At 69.4% G+C, this 14,554-nt stretch carries 16 protein-coding genes and 1 riboswitch; of the genes, 10 read left to right on the plus strand and 6 right to left on the minus strand.

The features are described 5' to 3' along the window. Positions 1-139: 139 nt before the first annotated feature. Together AB0L33_RS00700 and AB0L33_RS00705 are read left to right on the plus strand one after the other, a co-directional pair. Positions 140-1,198 (plus strand): metallophosphoesterase, encoded by a 1,059-nt coding sequence (locus tag AB0L33_RS00700; protein ID WP_365676919.1) that lies wholly within the window; start codon positions 140-142, stop codon positions 1,196-1,198. Between the two features lie 181 nt (positions 1,199-1,379). Then, positions 1,380-2,189 carry a hypothetical protein gene (locus AB0L33_RS00705; RefSeq protein WP_365676920.1) on the plus strand — a complete coding sequence of 270 codons (810 nt, stop codon included), beginning with the start codon at positions 1,380-1,382 and terminating at the stop codon, positions 2,187-2,189. 57 nt (positions 2,190-2,246) lie between these two features. On the opposite strand, the gene thiC is transcribed toward AB0L33_RS00705, so the two are convergent. Further along, positions 2,247-4,040 (minus strand): phosphomethylpyrimidine synthase ThiC, encoded by a 1,794-nt coding sequence (gene thiC / locus AB0L33_RS00710; protein WP_365676921.1) that lies wholly within the window; start codon positions 4,038-4,040, stop codon positions 2,247-2,249. Further along, positions 4,033-4,166, minus strand: a riboswitch (TPP riboswitch). It overlaps the preceding gene by 8 nt. A gap of 70 nt (positions 4,167-4,236) precedes the next feature. Between thiC and AB0L33_RS00715 the strand changes: the two genes are divergently transcribed. Further along, the gene (locus AB0L33_RS00715) at positions 4,237-5,559 is read left to right on the plus strand and encodes a YibE/F family protein (RefSeq protein ID WP_365676922.1); all 1,323 of its coding nucleotides are present in this window, start codon (positions 4,237-4,239) and stop codon (positions 5,557-5,559) included. A 79-nt stretch (positions 5,560-5,638) separates the two neighbouring features. On the opposite strand, the gene AB0L33_RS00720 is transcribed toward AB0L33_RS00715, so the two are convergent. The 4 genes from AB0L33_RS00720 to AB0L33_RS00735 form a co-directional block, all read right to left on the minus strand. Then, complete coding sequence (locus AB0L33_RS00720; RefSeq protein ID WP_018101854.1) at positions 5,639-6,076, minus strand: SsgA family sporulation/cell division regulator; 438 nt, start codon at positions 6,074-6,076, stop codon at positions 5,639-5,641. 101 nt (positions 6,077-6,177) lie between these two features. Beyond that, on the minus strand, positions 6,178-6,948 hold the full coding sequence (locus AB0L33_RS00725) for a helix-turn-helix domain-containing protein (RefSeq protein ID WP_365676923.1): 771 nt from the start codon (positions 6,946-6,948) through the stop codon (positions 6,178-6,180). A gap of 241 nt (positions 6,949-7,189) precedes the next feature. After that, a complete protein-coding gene (locus AB0L33_RS00730) occupies positions 7,190-7,405 on the minus strand; it encodes a DUF5326 family protein (RefSeq protein WP_365676924.1) in 216 nt (71 codons plus the stop codon). A 128-nt stretch (positions 7,406-7,533) separates the two neighbouring features. Then, entirely contained in the window at positions 7,534-7,851 is a 318-nt protein-coding gene (locus AB0L33_RS00735; RefSeq protein WP_073966684.1) for a cupin domain-containing protein, read from the minus strand. Positions 7,852-7,919: 68 nt separating this feature from the next. Between AB0L33_RS00735 and AB0L33_RS00740 the strand changes: the two genes are divergently transcribed. The 5 genes from AB0L33_RS00740 (at position 7,920) to AB0L33_RS00760 (ending at position 12,224) form a co-directional block, all read left to right on the plus strand. Beyond that, positions 7,920-8,297, plus strand: a complete 378-nt coding sequence (locus AB0L33_RS00740) for a phage holin family protein (RefSeq protein ID WP_365676925.1) — start codon at positions 7,920-7,922, stop codon at positions 8,295-8,297. A gap of 86 nt (positions 8,298-8,383) precedes the next feature. Continuing rightward, positions 8,384-9,514, plus strand: coding sequence for a cystathionine gamma-lyase (locus AB0L33_RS00745; RefSeq protein WP_365676926.1), 1,131 nt, complete (start codon positions 8,384-8,386; stop codon positions 9,512-9,514). A gap of 213 nt (positions 9,515-9,727) precedes the next feature. Next, entirely contained in the window at positions 9,728-10,624 is an 897-nt protein-coding gene (locus AB0L33_RS00750; RefSeq protein ID WP_365676927.1) for a LysR family transcriptional regulator, read from the plus strand. Between the two features lie 63 nt (positions 10,625-10,687). Then, positions 10,688-11,167, plus strand: a complete 480-nt coding sequence (locus AB0L33_RS00755; RefSeq protein ID WP_365676928.1) for an NUDIX hydrolase — start codon at positions 10,688-10,690, stop codon at positions 11,165-11,167. A gap of 172 nt (positions 11,168-11,339) precedes the next feature. Beyond that, positions 11,340-12,224: a GNAT family N-acetyltransferase gene (locus AB0L33_RS00760; RefSeq protein WP_365676929.1), complete on the plus strand. Its 885-nt coding sequence runs from the start codon at positions 11,340-11,342 to the stop codon at positions 12,222-12,224. A 9-nt stretch (positions 12,225-12,233) separates the two neighbouring features. On the opposite strand, the gene AB0L33_RS00765 is transcribed toward AB0L33_RS00760, so the two are convergent. Beyond that, positions 12,234-13,445, minus strand: a complete 1,212-nt coding sequence (locus AB0L33_RS00765; protein ID WP_365676930.1) for an MFS transporter — start codon at positions 13,443-13,445, stop codon at positions 12,234-12,236. Between the two features lie 137 nt (positions 13,446-13,582). Between AB0L33_RS00765 and AB0L33_RS00770 the strand changes: the two genes are divergently transcribed. Together AB0L33_RS00770 and AB0L33_RS00775 are read left to right on the plus strand one after the other, a co-directional pair. Then, positions 13,583-14,044 (plus strand): MarR family transcriptional regulator, encoded by a 462-nt coding sequence (locus AB0L33_RS00770; RefSeq protein WP_073966677.1) that lies wholly within the window; start codon positions 13,583-13,585, stop codon positions 14,042-14,044. Between the two features lie 28 nt (positions 14,045-14,072). After that, positions 14,073-14,525, plus strand: coding sequence for a GNAT family N-acetyltransferase (locus tag AB0L33_RS00775; protein ID WP_365676931.1), 453 nt, complete (start codon positions 14,073-14,075; stop codon positions 14,523-14,525). The last annotated feature ends 29 nt before the right edge of the window (positions 14,526-14,554 follow it).

The raw sequence follows: 14,554 nt of genomic DNA on the forward strand, positions 1-14,554 counted from the left end.
CATGCGGAAGGATTCACCACCCCTGGTGCGTCCCAGAGCACGATCTGCATTCCTATGATGGGCGCACGACACCGCGGACCAACCCGACCAGCAGGGCCCGTCAGGTGTACGGCGGCGCGACGGTGGTGTGGAGGGGTCGATGACACAGGGGGCCGGTCAGGAACCCGTGGTGCGGACGGCGACGTTGCGCGACTTCCGCGTACCGCCCTATGCGCAGTCCCCGGCGCCGCCCGCGTCCCCGCACCCGGGAAACGCGTTCCCCGAGGGCGAGGTGCCTGAGGGGTACACCCCGACCGCGCGCGACCTTCCCGTCATCAGCGTCGACAAACCCGCCCAGGTGCAGCCCGTGCTCGAACCGCGCCCCGCCGCCGACCCGGGCCTCGGCCCCCTCTACGTGGTCGGTGACGTCCACGGCTATCTGGACGAACTGCTCGCAGCCCTCGCGGAGCAGGGCCTGATCGACTCCGAAGGCCACTGGGCGGCGGGCAACGCACGCCTCTGGTTCCTCGGCGACTTCACGGACAGGGGCCCCGACGGCATCGGCGTCATCGACCTCGTCATGCGGCTCTCCGCCGAGGCCGCGGCCGCCGGCGGCTACTGCAAGGCCCTGATGGGCAACCACGAACTGCTGCTCATCGGCGCAAAGCGGTTCGGGGACACCCCGGTGAACTCCGGCGCCGGAACCGCCACCTTCCAGGCGGCCTGGCTGCTCAACGGCGGGCAGAAGACCGACATGGAGCGCCTCCAGGACGTCCACCTGCAGTGGATGTCCCGGCTCGACGCCGTCGTCGAGGAGGACGGGCACCTCCTGATGCACTCGGACACGACGGCGTACCTCGACTACGGCTCCACCATCGAGGACGTGAACGACACGGTGCACGCCATCCTCACGCGTAACGACGCCGACGAGTGCTGGGACCTGTTCCGCAAGCTCACCAAGCGGTTCGCCTTCCGTGACGACTCGGGCGCCCAGGCCGTCCAGGAGCTGATGGCGGCGTACGGCGGCCGCCGCGTCGTCCATGGTCACAGCCCCATCCCGTATCTGACCGGCGAGGTCGGCTCCGAGGACGGCGAGGACGGCGCCGGGCCGCAGGTCAACGGGCCGCATGTGTACGCGGACGGGCTCGCCATCGCCATGGACGGCGGGGTGACCATGGCCGGAAAGCTACTGGTCGTCCAACTCCCCCTGCGTGACTGATATTCAGCGGGGAAGGTGCCTGCCGCGCTGACCACGTCGAGTCAGGGGCTATTTCCGGAAACCCTCTGTCACCCCGTGCTGTGCGCGCTCTACCATCGGCCTATCAGTAGCAGGCTCTCCTCCGTTTCCGCCCAAACTGCCCGGATCCAGCGGGCACACAGGCCCGACGGAGCATCGGGGGATGCAGATGAACAGCGCTCCGCACCTGCTGACCGAGGACCGGCCCGAGTACGAACGGCTCCTCGACGACGCACTGCGTCACGCACACGCACGACCGGAACTGGCCGCCGTCGGCGAACGCCTCAACGCCGCCCAGCTGCGCACCATGGCGCTGGCGGCCGTCGCCCTGATCACCGCCACGGCCGCCACCGAGTACGAGCAGTACGTGAAGGCCCGTGACGAAGCACGTGCCTCCGCCCGGGAGACGGCTTCCGTCACAGCGCCGGACGGCCTCGGCCAGTCGGGCGCCGGCATAGGTGCGGTCGTCACCGTTCTGGCGCCCATGCTGGCGGGAACGGCGGCGGCCATATTCCTGCTGGTCGGCTACCTCCTGAAGATGCTGGATCCACCACCGGCGTTCGCCGGCCCCATGGTGGACGCGGGCTGGTTCTTCGCCGCCGTCACGGCCGCCGCCATCTTCGTCGCCGCCATCGGCCTGCTCATCGCCGCTCTGCGCAACGGCTCGACCTCCCTGCCCGCCCGGGAAGCCCGAGAGCAACTGCCCGACGACGTGGCACGCGCCAAGGAGGCTTGGCGCCAGGCGCTGCTGGAACGGGGCATCGTGCCCTTCCTGCGCGACGCCCTCACCGAGCCCGCCGGTCCTGCGGTCCCCGCCCCGCACCGCCCGACCGGCCGCCTCCCCAAGATCGGCTACAGCAGGCCCGACTTCGCAGGGCCGGACGAGGGCCCGTCGGCGGCGCCCCGCCCCACTTACAGCAGCCCGGACTTCACCAGCCCCGACTTCGGCGGGCCCGAGCACGAACTGGACTGACCGCCCACGGCCCCGGCGAAGGCGCCGGAGCCGTGGGCGACCGGTGTCCGGTGCCGGTCAGTCGGCCAGCGGCAGATAGACCCGGTTCCCGCCCGCCGCGAATTCACGCGACTTGGCGAGCATCCCCGCGGCGATGTCCTCGGCCGTCGCCTCCGCGCCGTCCGCGCCGCCGAACTGCTCGGTGATGCTGTGGCTGATCTTCATCGAGCAGAACTTCGGACCGCACATCGAGCAGAAGTGCGCCGTCTTCGCGGGCTCGGCCGGCAGGGTCTCGTCGTGGAACTCCCGCGCCGTTTCCGGGTCGAGCGCCAGGTTGAACTGGTCCTCCCAGCGGAATTCGAACCGGGCGTCCGACAGCGCGTCGTCCCACTCCTGTGCCCCCGGGTGGCCCTTGGCCAGGTCGGCGGCGTGGGCCGCGATCTTGTACGTGATGACCCCGGTCTTCACATCGTCCCGGTTCGGCAGCCCCAGGTGCTCCTTGGGCGTCACGTAGCAGAGCATCGCCGTCCCCCACCAGGCGATCATCGCGGCGCCGATGCCCGAGGTGATGTGGTCGTACGCCGGCGCGATGTCGGTGGTCAGCGGGCCGAGCGTGTAGAACGGCGCCTCTTCACAGATCTCCTGCTGAAGGTCGATGTTCTCCTTGATCTTGTGCATCGGGACGTGCCCCGGGCCCTCGATCATGGTCTGCACGCCGAACCGCTTGGCGACCGCGTTCAGTTCGCCGAGCGTGCGCAACTCGGCGAACTGCGCCTCGTCGTTGGCGTCCGCGATCGACCCGGGACGCAGCCCGTCACCCAGCGAGTACGTCACGTCGTACGCGCCGAGGATCTCGCAGAGCTCCTCGAAGTGCTCGTACAGGAAGGACTCCTTGTGGTGCGCCAGGCACCACGCCGCCATGATCGAGCCGCCCCGGGAGACGATGCCGGTCTTGCGCCGGGCGGTCAGCGGCACGTACGGCAGGCGCACCCCGGCGTGCACCGTCATGTAGTCCACGCCCTGCTCGGCCTGCTCGATGACGGTGTCCTTGTAGATCTCCCAGGTCAGTTCCTCCGCCCGTCCGTCGACCTTCTCAAGGGCCTGGTAGAGGGGGACGGTTCCGATCGGTACGGGTGAATTGCGAAGAACCCACTCACGGGTGGTGTGGATGTTGCGGCCGGTGGAAAGGTCCATGACCGTGTCCGCACCCCACCGGGTCGCCCACGTCATCTTGTCCACCTCCTCCTCGATGGAGGACGTCACCGCGGAGTTGCCGATGTTGGCATTGACCTTCACCAGGAACCGCTTTCCGATGATCATCGGCTCGGCCTCCGGGTGGTTGACGTTCGCGGGCAGCACCGCCCGGCCGGCCGCGATCTCCTCGCGCACCACCTCGGCCGGCACGTTCTCGCGGACCGCGACGTACTCCATCTCCGGGGTGATCTCGCCCCTCCGGGCGTACGCGAGCTGGGTGACGGGCCGGCCGTCCCGACTCCGCCGCGGCCGGCGCGGCCTGCCGGGGAACACCGCGTCCAGATTGCGCAGCCCACCCCGCGGAGAGGTGTGCTTGAGCCCGTCGTCCTCGGGGCGGGCGGGGCGCCCCGCGTACTCCTCGGTGTCGCTGCGGGCGATGATCCAGTTCTCCCGGAGCGGCGCGAGGCCGCGCCGCACGTCGGTCCGGGCCGCGGGGTCGGTGTACGGCCCGGACGTGTCGTACAGCGTCACGTTCTTGCCGTTGGTCAGGTGCACCTGCCGGACCGGCACCCGGATGTCGGGGCGCGGCCCCTGGACGTATCCCTTGTGCCAGCCGATGGACTTCCCGGCCTCGTCGCCCTGATTGGAGGCAGGCGTGCGTGTGTCCGATGTGGTCATGAGACCTACTCCCTACGCCGGCATTACCCGGTAACAGGTTCGGCGGTCGGCGCAGCGTCTCCCGTACGGTCGTACGGCGGTCAGCGCCCTCTCAGCCCGGTGCTCCGAGCTCCCGCGTGTGCAAAGGTGCCACCACGCTAGCCCCCCGACGGGCGGGCTGAACAGAGGGCCCCTTCCTTCTTGCGATGATCGGCCGGTGACGCCCCCTCATCGCGATCCCGAACCGCAGGGCCATCAGCACACGCACAGCCATGGCCCGGCCGCACCCGTCTCCGCCCATCTGCGCAAGGTGATCGCCGCCGTGCTGATCCCCTTCGCGACCGCCGTACTCATCGGTCTCGTGGCGCTCTGGCCGAACGGAGCGCCGGCGCACGAACGGACAGGTGTCGGTTTCGACCGGCAGACCCAGCAGGGAAAGGTGGTGAGCGTCGTCAAGGTCGACTGCAAGGACGTGAACGCAGCCCAGCTTCCCGTCAGCGGCGAGACCGAGCCCTCCGAGGGCCGCCCGGTTTCCGGCGGTCTCTGCGAGAAGGCCACCGTCGAGGTCACCACCGGCCCCGACGCGGGACGCCGGTTCGTGGAGGTCGTCCAGCCGGACGCACCGAGGCAACTGCGGGAGGGCCAAGGGGTGGTGGTGGCGTACGCCCCCGACGCGCCCCACGACCTCCAGTACTCCGTGACAGACGTGAACCGGAAGTTCCCCCTCATGCTGCTGGCCGGGATCTTCGCCCTCGCGGTGGTGCTCGTGGGCAGGATGCGCGGGGTCATGGCCCTGGTGGCGCTCGCCCTGTCGTTCGCCGTACTGACCCTGTTCATCCTTCCGGCCATACTTCAGGGCTCCAATCCGCTGCTGGTGGCGGTCGTCGGGGCCGGAGCGATCATGCTGATCGCGCTCTACATCTGCCACGGACCGACCGCCCGCACCTCCGTCGCCGTCATCGGCACCCTGATCTCACTGCTCCTGATCGGGCTGCTCGGCTCGCTCTTCATCGGCTGGGCGAGCCTGAGCGGGAACACCGACGACAGCACCGGCCTCATCCACGGCCTGTATCCGCACATCGACATGAGCGGACTGCTGCTGGCAGGCGTCATCATCGGCTCCCTGGGAGTGCTTGACGACGTCACGGTCACCCAGACCTCGGCCGTCTGGGAGCTGCGCCGGGCGAACCCCACCATGAGTGCGAAGCAGCTCTACCGCGCAGGGATCAGAATCGGCCGCGATCACATCGCCTCCGTCGTCAACACCCTGGTGCTCGCCTATGCGGGCGCCGCACTGCCCCTCCTCCTGCTGTTCACGGTCGCGCAGAGCAGTGTGGGAACGGTCGCCAACAGCGAGCTGGTGGCGGAGGAGATCGTGCGCACCCTCGTCGGCTCGATCGGACTGGTCGCCTCCGTGCCGGTGACGACAGCGCTGGCGGCGCTGGTCGTCTCCGCGGACCGCACGGGGGTCGGCGCGGAAGCCGGGGCTTCGGCACCCGTGCGGAGCGGCAGGGGCCGGCGACGACGGGCGAGGTCGTGACCGGAACACACAGCGTGATTCACCCGATCGGCAGGTGTCGTGTTCGAGCGCCAAGACGGCTCCCGGGCCGTGGGCCGCTTCAGCCCGCGTTCTGCTCTTCGGCCAGAATCCGACCCAGCGCCTCCTCCAAGTTGCCGTCGAAGTCACCCAGAGTGCACTCCTGCCCGAGGGGCACCAGCTTGTCCGTACGGTCGAGGAAAGCAACAAGAGGTGCCGTGCCTGCCCGGAAGAGCGCACGGTCGGCGCCCACCTGCAGCCGGATGTGGACATCGCACAGCCCCTCCGGCTCGGTCGGCGCGATGTGCACATCGCCGTCACCACTGGGGCTGTTGAGGCCGTCGAGCAGCAGCTCACGGCCGAAGGCCCAGGTGACGGGGGCGTCGCCGGGCAGATGGAAGGTCATCCGGATCGCGTACGGATCGCACACTTCGTACCGGAGCTCCACCGGGATACGGAATGAGAGCTCCTCGGAGACGAGGAAGCTCATCATGACCTCAGCTTGAACCGACTCGCGCATCGTTCAACCCCGCAGTAGATGAATCTGGCCAGGAATGATCCCCCATGGCCCTATTGACGCCATCGTGGTGCACGCGATAGCAGATCACAAGGAGTGATTTTTCAGATACTGATAGAGAACACGAACGAACGCAAGAGGCTCGACACTTCACCGCGTAGCCGTTCGACTGCGGGCAGCAACCGATCTTCCTCATGGAGGGGTACCGAAATAGCCATCGCGGCGGCGGTGAATCCGGCCGTGATCGGGATGGCCGCGCAGACGGTCCCGAGCGCGTACTCCTGGCGCTCGATGACCGGTTCCGTGCGCTCCAGCGACCTCAGCCGGGTGAGGAAGGCCGCGCGGTCGCGCACCGAGTACCGAGTCAGCGGGCGCACCGGGTGTCGGTCCAGGTGGTCCTCGCGGGCCTTCTCGTCCAGCCGGCTCAGCAGGCACTGACCGATCGCGTGCGCGTGCCCGGTCTCGCGGAACGCCGCCCACTCGTCAACCGCGGGACGCTCGGGGGTGTCCGCCACGGCCAGGAGCTCGATCTCGCCCTCGCGGTAGATGGCGCAGTACACCGGTGCTCCGACGATGTCCCGCCAGCGGCCCAGCGACCGGGCCATGGCGCTGCGGCGGCTCTGAGCGGCGCGGTCGCCCATCAGCCGTTCGGCGGCGGTACCGAAGCGGAAGACGCCGTTCTCCCGGCGCAGATATCCCTCATGGGTCAGGGTCCGCAGCAGGTGATAGGCGGTGGGAAGGGGAAGCCCCGCTTCCCTCGCGAGCTGTTTGGCCGGGGCCCCGTCGCGATGGGTGCCCACAGCCTCCAGCAGCCTCAGCGCCCGCTGCACCGACCCGATGAGCGTCGGAACAGCCGTACTCGATGCCGTGGTCAACGGTCACCCCCAGGCGTGGTGACGGGCGGTCAGCCCGCCCGTGGGGGCCGCCCCCACAGGTCTGCCGCGGACCTGGGGGTCCGGAAGGCCGGATCCCGCACAAACCACTGGTCGGGGTGGTGACTTGCGGTGTTTTCCCAGGTGGTGGCAGAGGACTGTCACTGTATCGGCCGCCCTGTGACCGGGTGCCGATTCGCCTTTCCCTTAGCTCAGCTGGGCTAATCCCCCATCGGGCGTGCGGTCACCAGCCGTTCCCGGAGGACGACGACATGAACTTCCGTACGAGGAAGACGAGCCCGCCGACCAGGATCACGAAGATCAGGATCTTGAAGAGCAGGCCGACCACGAACGCGACCACACTGGCGATCAGACCACCGAACACGACGATCGCGATCACGGGCACCGCGATCCACTTCACCCACCAGGGCATCCCGGCGAATATCTCCCGCACGGCCATCGTCCTACCTCGTCTCTGTGAGTTCCTGCTTCGATGCTAGAGGCGAAAAACGACCGCCGGGCCCCGGAGAGCCCTTGTCCTCCCCTGATCGATCCCTTAGGGAACCCTGGGACGCACCGGCAGCGAACTCATCCCTCGGGCGGCGAGAAGACCACCATCACGCGCAGGTCCTCGGTGATGTGGTGGAACTTGTGGGCCGTACCTGCGGGTACGTACACCACACTCCCTCTTCCCACCTGTGTCGTTTCCATGCCGACGGTGATCGACGCGCGACCACTGACCACGAAGTAGACCTCGTCCTGGCTGTGCGGCTTCTGCGGGTCGAGATCACCGGCGTCCAGCGCGTACAGCCCGACCGACATGTTCCGCTCGCGAAGAAACTGCAGGTACGCGCCGTCGTTGGCGGCCCGTTCCGCCTCCAGTTCGTCCAGCCTGAATGCCTTCATGGACCGTCCGCCCCTTGCCTCTGCCCAGCCGGTGTCCGCCACCGATCATGTCTGCCACGATCAGACACATGAAGAATTTCGTAGTCAAGACGATCGCCAACGCGGGTGCGCTGGCCGTGGCCATCTGGCTGGTCCAGGACATCACGCTGACCGGCGGCAGCACCGGCCGCAAGGCCCTGACCCTGATCCTCGTCGCGCTGGTCTTCGGCCTGGTCAACGTCGTGGTCAAGCCGATCGTGAAGCTGCTCACCCTGCCGCTCTTCATCCTCACGCTGGGCCTGATCACCCTCGTGGTGAACGCCCTGATGCTGCTGCTCACCTCGTGGCTGGCGGGAGTGCTCGACCTGAGCTTCCACGTCTCCGGCTTCTGGACCGCCGTCCTCGGCGGCCTGATCGTCTCGATCGTCTCCTGGGCGCTGAACGTCGTCCTCCCGGACGAAGACTGATCCGCCCGGCGGAAGGCGACCCGCGTCCGCCTGAGACAGTGCGACCAGGACCGGTGACCGACCGGGGAGAGAAGCGAGGACGAATCATGAACGCGCAGGGCGACGGAACGCGTGCGGTACGCGCGGGGCTGCCGGAACCACAGCAGTACGAGCCCACTCTCCCCGGACCGGTCTTCGCGGCACACTTCCACCTGTCCGGTGAGCCGACCGGCCCCTACACCTACGGCCGGGACGGCAACCCCACCTGGACCCGGCTGGAACAGGCCATCGGCGAGCTCGAAGCGCCGGGCGAGAACGTGGAGACCACCGTCTTCGCCTCCGGCATGGCGGCGATCTCGGCCGTCCTGCTCTCCCAGGCGCGCAGCGGCGACGCCGTCGTCCTCCCTGATGACGGCTATCAGGCGCTTCCTCTCCTGCGCGAGCAGTTGGAGGCGTACGGAGTCGAGGTGCGGACCGCGCCGACGGGCGGCGACGCCCAGCTCGCCGTCCTGGAGGGCGCCAAGCTCCTGTGGCTGGAGACGCCGTCCAACCCAGGCCTCGACGTCTGCGACGTGCGGCGCCTCGTCGAGGCCGCGCATGCCGGCGGCACGCTGGTCGCCGTCGACAACACCCTGGCCACGCCGCTCGGCCAGCGTCCGCTGGAACTGGGCGCCGACTTCTCCGTGGCCAGTGACACCAAGGGCATGACGGGCCACGGCGACCTGCTGCTCGGCCATGTGACCTGCCGCGACCCCGAGCTCACGGCCGGGGTGCGGCGCTGGCGCAAGGTCGTCGGCGCGATCCCCGGCCCGATGGAGGCATGGCTCGCGCACCGGTCGCTGGCCACGCTGGAACTGCGGATCGAGCGGCAGTGCGCCAGTGCCCTCGCGCTCGCCGAGGTGCTCGCCAAGCACCAGGCCGTGTCCGGCCTGCGCTACCCCGGCCTGCCCACCGACCCCTCGTACGCGAACGCGGTACGCCAGATGCGGCGCTTCGGCTCCGTGGTGTCGTTCGTGCTCGCCGACCGGGGGACCGCGGAACGCTTCCTCGCGGCCCTGCGGCTGGTCGAGGACGCCACCAGCTTCGGGGGCGTGCGCTCCACCGCCGAGCGGCGGGGCCGTTGGGGCGGTGACGCCGTACCGGAAGGCTTCATCCGCTTCTCCGTCGGCGCCGAGAACACCGCCGATCTGGTGGCCGACGTCGAGCAGGCGCTGACCGCGGCCATCGCCGGGAGCTGATCCCGGCGCGCGGTAAGGCGGTCCGAGCCTCCCCCCTCGTGGCTCGGACCGCTCCGGCCCCTCCTGTTTCCCCTCGTGAAGAGCCGCCTCGACAAGGCTAGTTGACTCTGCGTCAGTGTCCAATCACAGTAGCGACAGAGACCTATCGACATATTTATAGCTGTCCGGGTCCAATCGGATACGTCACTGCGCGAGGGCAGGAGGGAACGAGGCGTGGATCTGGCCCTGCTGCGCACCTTCGTCACCGTCCACCGCGCCGGCTCATTCACCCGCGCCGCCGCACTGCTCGGCCTCTCGCAGCCCGCCGTGACGTCCCAGATACGCACCCTGGAACGGCAGCTGGGGCGCCCCCTGTTCCTGCGCAGGGCCCGGGGAGTGACCCCGACGACGATCGGCGACGAACTCGCGCACCGGGCCGCCCCGCACCTGGACGCACTGGTCGAGATCGCCGAGACCGAGCTCGATGAGGAGTCGGGCGTACGGACCCTGCATCTGGCGGGCCCACCGGAATTCCTCTCCCTGCGCGTCCTGCCCGCCCTCACACCGCTGATCACCCAGGGCCTCGCGCTGCGCGGTTCGTTCTCCGCCGACCCCGACGAGACCCTGGAGGGCCTGGCGGCCGGTCACCACGACCTGGCCGTCGTGACGGTCCGGCCGCGCGGGGAACTGCTCACCGCCACCCCGCTCTGCGACGAGGAGCACGTCCTGGTCGCAGCCCCGCGCTGGGCCGGGCGGCTGGGGCCGGGCACGTTACGACACAACGGTCCCGTGGTCCTGGAGCAGCTTCCCGTGGTGGAGGTGCACGAGAGCCTGCCGCTCGTCTCCCGCTACTGGGCCGCCGTCTTCGACAGCGCGCCCGCGGCCGCCGGCGCGGTCATCGCCCCGGACCTGCGGGCGGTTCTGGAGTGCGCGGCCGCGGGCGCCGGGCTCGCCGTGCTGCCGCGCTACCTGTGCGAGGGCGCGCTGGAACGCGGCGAGGTCGTGGCCCTTCTCGATCCTCCGGTGCCGCCACTGCGCACGTACTTCCTGGCCGCGCGGACCGGCACCCTCGCGCTTCCTCATCTCGCCCGGGCACACGAGGGGCTGCTACGGGCGGCAGCCGACTGGTGACCGCAGGAGCACCCGACAGCGCCCCGGTGTTTCAGAACGGGTCCCGTGGGCCACGCTTCTGCCATGACCGAACGTCCTGTGGTCAAGCGCACCGCACGCGCCATCCTGCTCGACGGCGACGACCTCATCCTCATCAAGCGCACCAAGCCCGGGGTGGACCCGTACTGGGTCACACCGGGTGGCGGGGTCGAGCCCGAGGACGCCACCGTTGTCGACGCCCTGCACCGCGAGGTGGACGAGGAGCTGGGGGCCAAGATCACCGATGTGGTGCCCTGCTTCGTGGACACGGTGGAACACATCGAGGAGGGCGGAGTGAAGGGCGTCAAGGTCCAGCACTTCTTCGTCTGCCGCCTCGACTCCATGGACCTGTCCCTGCGCCACGGCCCCGAGGTCGACGCCCCCTGCGGCGAGTACGACGTCGTACGCGTGCCCTTCAGCCGGGTCGGCATCGCGGCGGTCCACCTCGTACCGCTGTCGTTGCGGCACTATCTGGACGGCAATATCGAGGGGGTCCGGGCCCTGCACGCCGCCGACCTGGGCTGACGCGGGGACCGGACCAAACGGTGCCGGCTCGCACGGCACCGGCTCCGCGGCTCGTCCGCGTTTCACGTGAAACCGTTCGAGGGCCCGGGGCCGGCTCAAATTTCGCTGCGGGACTCGCCCAGTTCCGCTAAAGCGGTGGACGGGCGATCATCGGTCGGAGAGCCTGGCCCGTATGCCCAGCTCATTGCCCCGCCCGCTGTCCGATCTCCCCATCCGGCGCCTCACTCGGGACGACCTGGTCGCCTGCGCCGATCTCAGCGAGGACCGGGGCTGGCCACGCGATGAGGAGCGCTGGACCCTGCTGCTCGCCGCCGGTACGGGCTACGGGATCGATGACCCCGACAGCAAGGGCCTGATGGCGAGCTGCGTGCTGGTCTCGTACGGCTCCGAGCTGGCCGCCGTCGGAATGCTGCTGGTTGCCGGGCGCCATGCCCGACGTGGAGTCGGCCGGTATCTCATGCAGCGGGTGATCGAGGCCGCCGGGGACACTCCGCTCAGCCTTCACGCGACAGCGGCGGGCCGCCCCCTCTACGAGGATCTCGGATTCGCGCCGGTGGGGCGCACCGTCCGCCTGACCGGGGCCTTCGCACCGGCTGCGGCAGCCTCCCCGAAGACTCTCGGCAGCACGGAGACCGTCATCCGGTCCGCTTCCGCGCACGATCTGCGAGCGGTGGTCCGGCTGGACTCGGTCGTCTTCGGGCTCGACCGTACGCACCTCCTGACCCGGCTCCCCACGTTCGCCGATCACCTGCGGGTCGCCGAGGAGGACGGGGAGCTGACCGGGTTCGCCGCGCTCTCGCCGAGCGCGGCGAACCATGCGATCGGGCCGCTGATTGCCAAAGACACGTCCACGGCGAAGCTGCTCGTCGCCTCGCTGGCCGAGGCGACGAACCGACCGCTGCGCGTGGATGTCGACGCCCGTCACGAGGAGTTGCTGGACTGGCTCGGGCGCTGTGGGCTGCGGTCGGCCTCGGAGACCACGTTGATGGCGCTCGGTGGGCGGCAGCACGCGGACTGGCCCCGCTACTTCGCGCCCTTCAGCCTGGCCACGGGCTGACCCCCGGAGTCAGCTCCGGAGCTCGGGGACTTCTGCCGGCTCCGGGACGTGGGTGACGACGAGGCGGCTCGATGCGGTCGTACGCCGCTCCAGCGTGCTGGAGACGAGGGCGAGTACCAGCGCCGACGCTGCGAGCGCCGCTCCGACCCAGTTGGGGGCGGTGTAGCCGAGACCGGCACCGATCACGAGGCCGCCGAGCCAGGCCGCGAGCGCGTTGCCGAGGTTGAAGGCGCCGATGTTCATCGCGGAGGCCAGCGTCGGGGCGTCGACCGCCTGGTCGAGCACCCGCTTCTGGAGCGGAGGCACCGTCGCGAAGCCGAAGGCACCGATCAGAACGAGGGTGAGGGCGGCCGCGATCTTGTTGTGGGCGGTCAGGGTGAACAGGGCCAGGACCAGAGCGAGACCGCCCAGCGACACGGAGAGCATGAGGGTGGGGCGGCGGTCGGCGTACCTGCCGCCGACCAGGTTGCCGCCGACCATGCCGAGACCGAAGAGGACCAGCAGCCAGGTGACGGCGGAGGCCGGGTACCCGGCGGTCTCCGTCATCATCGGTGTGATGTAGGTGATCGCGGCGAAGACGCCGCCGAATCCGAGGACCGTCATCGCCATGGCGAGCAGGACCTGCACATTCCTGAAGGCGGCGACTTCCTGCCGCAGCCTGACACCCTCGGCTCGGGGCTGTTCGGGAACGAGCCGGGCGACGCCGAGCAGGCCGAGGACGCCCAACGCGGCGACCAGGAAGAACGTGACCCGCCAGCCCGAGTGCTGCCCGATGTAGGTGCCCACGGGCACCCCGACGACGTTGGCGACGGTGAGCCCGGTGAACATCAGGGCAATGGCGCCGGCCTTCTTCTGCGGAGCGACCAGATCCGCCGCCACGACCGCCCCGATGCCGAAGAAGGCACCGTGGGCGAGCGAGGCGATCACTCGGCCGACGACCATCACTTCGAAGACGGGGGCCGCCGCGGTGACCACATTGCCGACGATGAACAGGCCCATGAGGATCATCAACATCCGCTTACGGCTGACCTTCGTGCCGAGCGCGGTCATCAGCGGCGCCCCGAGCACAACGCCGAGCGCATAGCCCGTGGCCAGAAAGCCCGCGGCCGGGATGGACACCTGGAACTCGGCGGCCACCTCGGGAAGCAGTCCCATCACCACGAACTCGGTGGTTCCGATACCGAATGCCCCGATGGCCAGGGCGAGGAGTGCGAGCGGCATGGGTTCCCTTCCCAGATGGTTGCTACTGCCCCTTACACGCATAGACATTAATTGCAGACGCGCTTTAATTGCAAACGCTGGCTATTGCGGTGGTCGGCTACTCTGGACGTAAGCGGCTCCAGCACGGAGGAGAGAACATGACAGCCACGGACCCGGCCCTCACCGCCCTCTCTCAGGGCTGGATCGCGCTGTCCCTGCTCCACGGCAGGATCGAGACCCGCATCGAGCGGGCCCTGCAGAGCGGCCACGATCTGAGCGTGCGCGAGTACTCCCTGCTGGACGTGCTCAGCCGACAGCACAGCGGCCCGGGCGGGCACCTGCAGATGAAGCAGGTGGCGGACGCCGTAGGGCTGAGCCAGAGCGCCACCACGCGCCTGGTCACCCGCCTCGAAGATCGCGGACTCCTGACCCGGTATCTCTGTGACACCGACCGCAGGGGCATCTACACCGACGTCACCCCTGACGGGCTCACCCTGCTCTCCGAGGCCCGGCCCACCAACGACCGCGCCCTGCGCATCGCGCTCGACGAGGCAGCCGAGAATCCCGAACTGGCCCCGCTCGTCCGGGCCGTCGAGGAACTGAAAGCCGTTCCCGCGTAGGGCCTGTCGACTGCGTAGGCTGCGGATCATGAGCGATCTGGAGATACGCCGCGCGACCGCTGACGATCTGGCCGCGATCGTGGGCCTGCTCGCGGACGACCCGCTGGGCGCGCAGCGGGAGTCGCCGGACGACCTCGCGCCCTACCGAGCAGCGCTGCGGCGGCTGGCCGACGACCCGAATCAGCACATGATGGTCGCCGTGCGCGAGGAGCGCGTTGTCGGGACCCTGCAGCTGACCGTGATCCCGGGGCTGTCCCGGCGCGGTTCGACCCGGTCCGTGATCGAGGGTGTCCGCATCCACGCGGACGAACGGGGAAGCGGTCTCGGCACCAGGCTGATCCAGTGGGCGGTGGACGAATCGCGTCGGCAGAGCTGCCAACTGGTCCAGCTCACCTCTGACGTGTCCCGCACCGACGCCCATCGCTTCTACGAACGGCTGGGGTTCGTCGCCAGCCATGTGGGCTTCAAGCTCACCCTCTGACCTGCCTGCCGCGTTTCCGGGGAGCCGAC

The sequence above is a fragment of the Streptomyces sp. NPDC052299 genome, assembly GCF_040679335.1.
GTDB lineage: Bacteria > Actinomycetota > Actinomycetes > Streptomycetales > Streptomycetaceae > Streptomyces.

Bases quoted from the DNA above. Each gene is read 5' to 3' on its own strand.
- AB0L33_RS00755 (WP_365676928.1), top strand. From the start codon at position 10,688: ATGACCGAACGTCCTGTGGTCAAGCGCACCGCACGCGCCATCCTGCTC.
- AB0L33_RS00775 (WP_365676931.1), top strand. From the start codon at position 14,073: ATGAGCGATCTGGAGATACGCCGCGCGACCGCTGACGATCTGGCCGCG.
- AB0L33_RS00730 (WP_365676924.1), bottom strand. From the start codon at position 7,405: ATGGCCGTGCGGGAGATATTCGCCGGGATGCCCTGGTGGGTGAAGTGG.
- AB0L33_RS00705 (WP_365676920.1), top strand. From the start codon at position 1,380: ATGCAGATGAACAGCGCTCCGCACCTGCTGACCGAGGACCGGCCCGAG.
- thiC (WP_365676921.1), bottom strand. From the start codon at position 4,040: ATGACCACATCGGACACACGCACGCCTGCCTCCAATCAGGGCGACGAG.
- AB0L33_RS00740 (WP_365676925.1), top strand. From the start codon at position 7,920: ATGAAGAATTTCGTAGTCAAGACGATCGCCAACGCGGGTGCGCTGGCC.
- AB0L33_RS00745 (WP_365676926.1), top strand. From the start codon at position 8,384: ATGAACGCGCAGGGCGACGGAACGCGTGCGGTACGCGCGGGGCTGCCG.
- AB0L33_RS00765 (WP_365676930.1), bottom strand. From the start codon at position 13,445: ATGCCGCTCGCACTCCTCGCCCTGGCCATCGGGGCATTCGGTATCGGA.
- AB0L33_RS00720 (WP_018101854.1), bottom strand. From the start codon at position 6,076: ATGCGCGAGTCGGTTCAAGCTGAGGTCATGATGAGCTTCCTCGTCTCC.
- AB0L33_RS00770 (WP_073966677.1), top strand. From the start codon at position 13,583: ATGACAGCCACGGACCCGGCCCTCACCGCCCTCTCTCAGGGCTGGATC.
- AB0L33_RS00735 (WP_073966684.1), bottom strand. From the start codon at position 7,851: ATGAAGGCATTCAGGCTGGACGAACTGGAGGCGGAACGGGCCGCCAAC.
- AB0L33_RS00700 (WP_365676919.1), top strand. From the start codon at position 140: ATGACACAGGGGGCCGGTCAGGAACCCGTGGTGCGGACGGCGACGTTG.
- AB0L33_RS00760 (WP_365676929.1), top strand. From the start codon at position 11,340: ATGCCCAGCTCATTGCCCCGCCCGCTGTCCGATCTCCCCATCCGGCGC.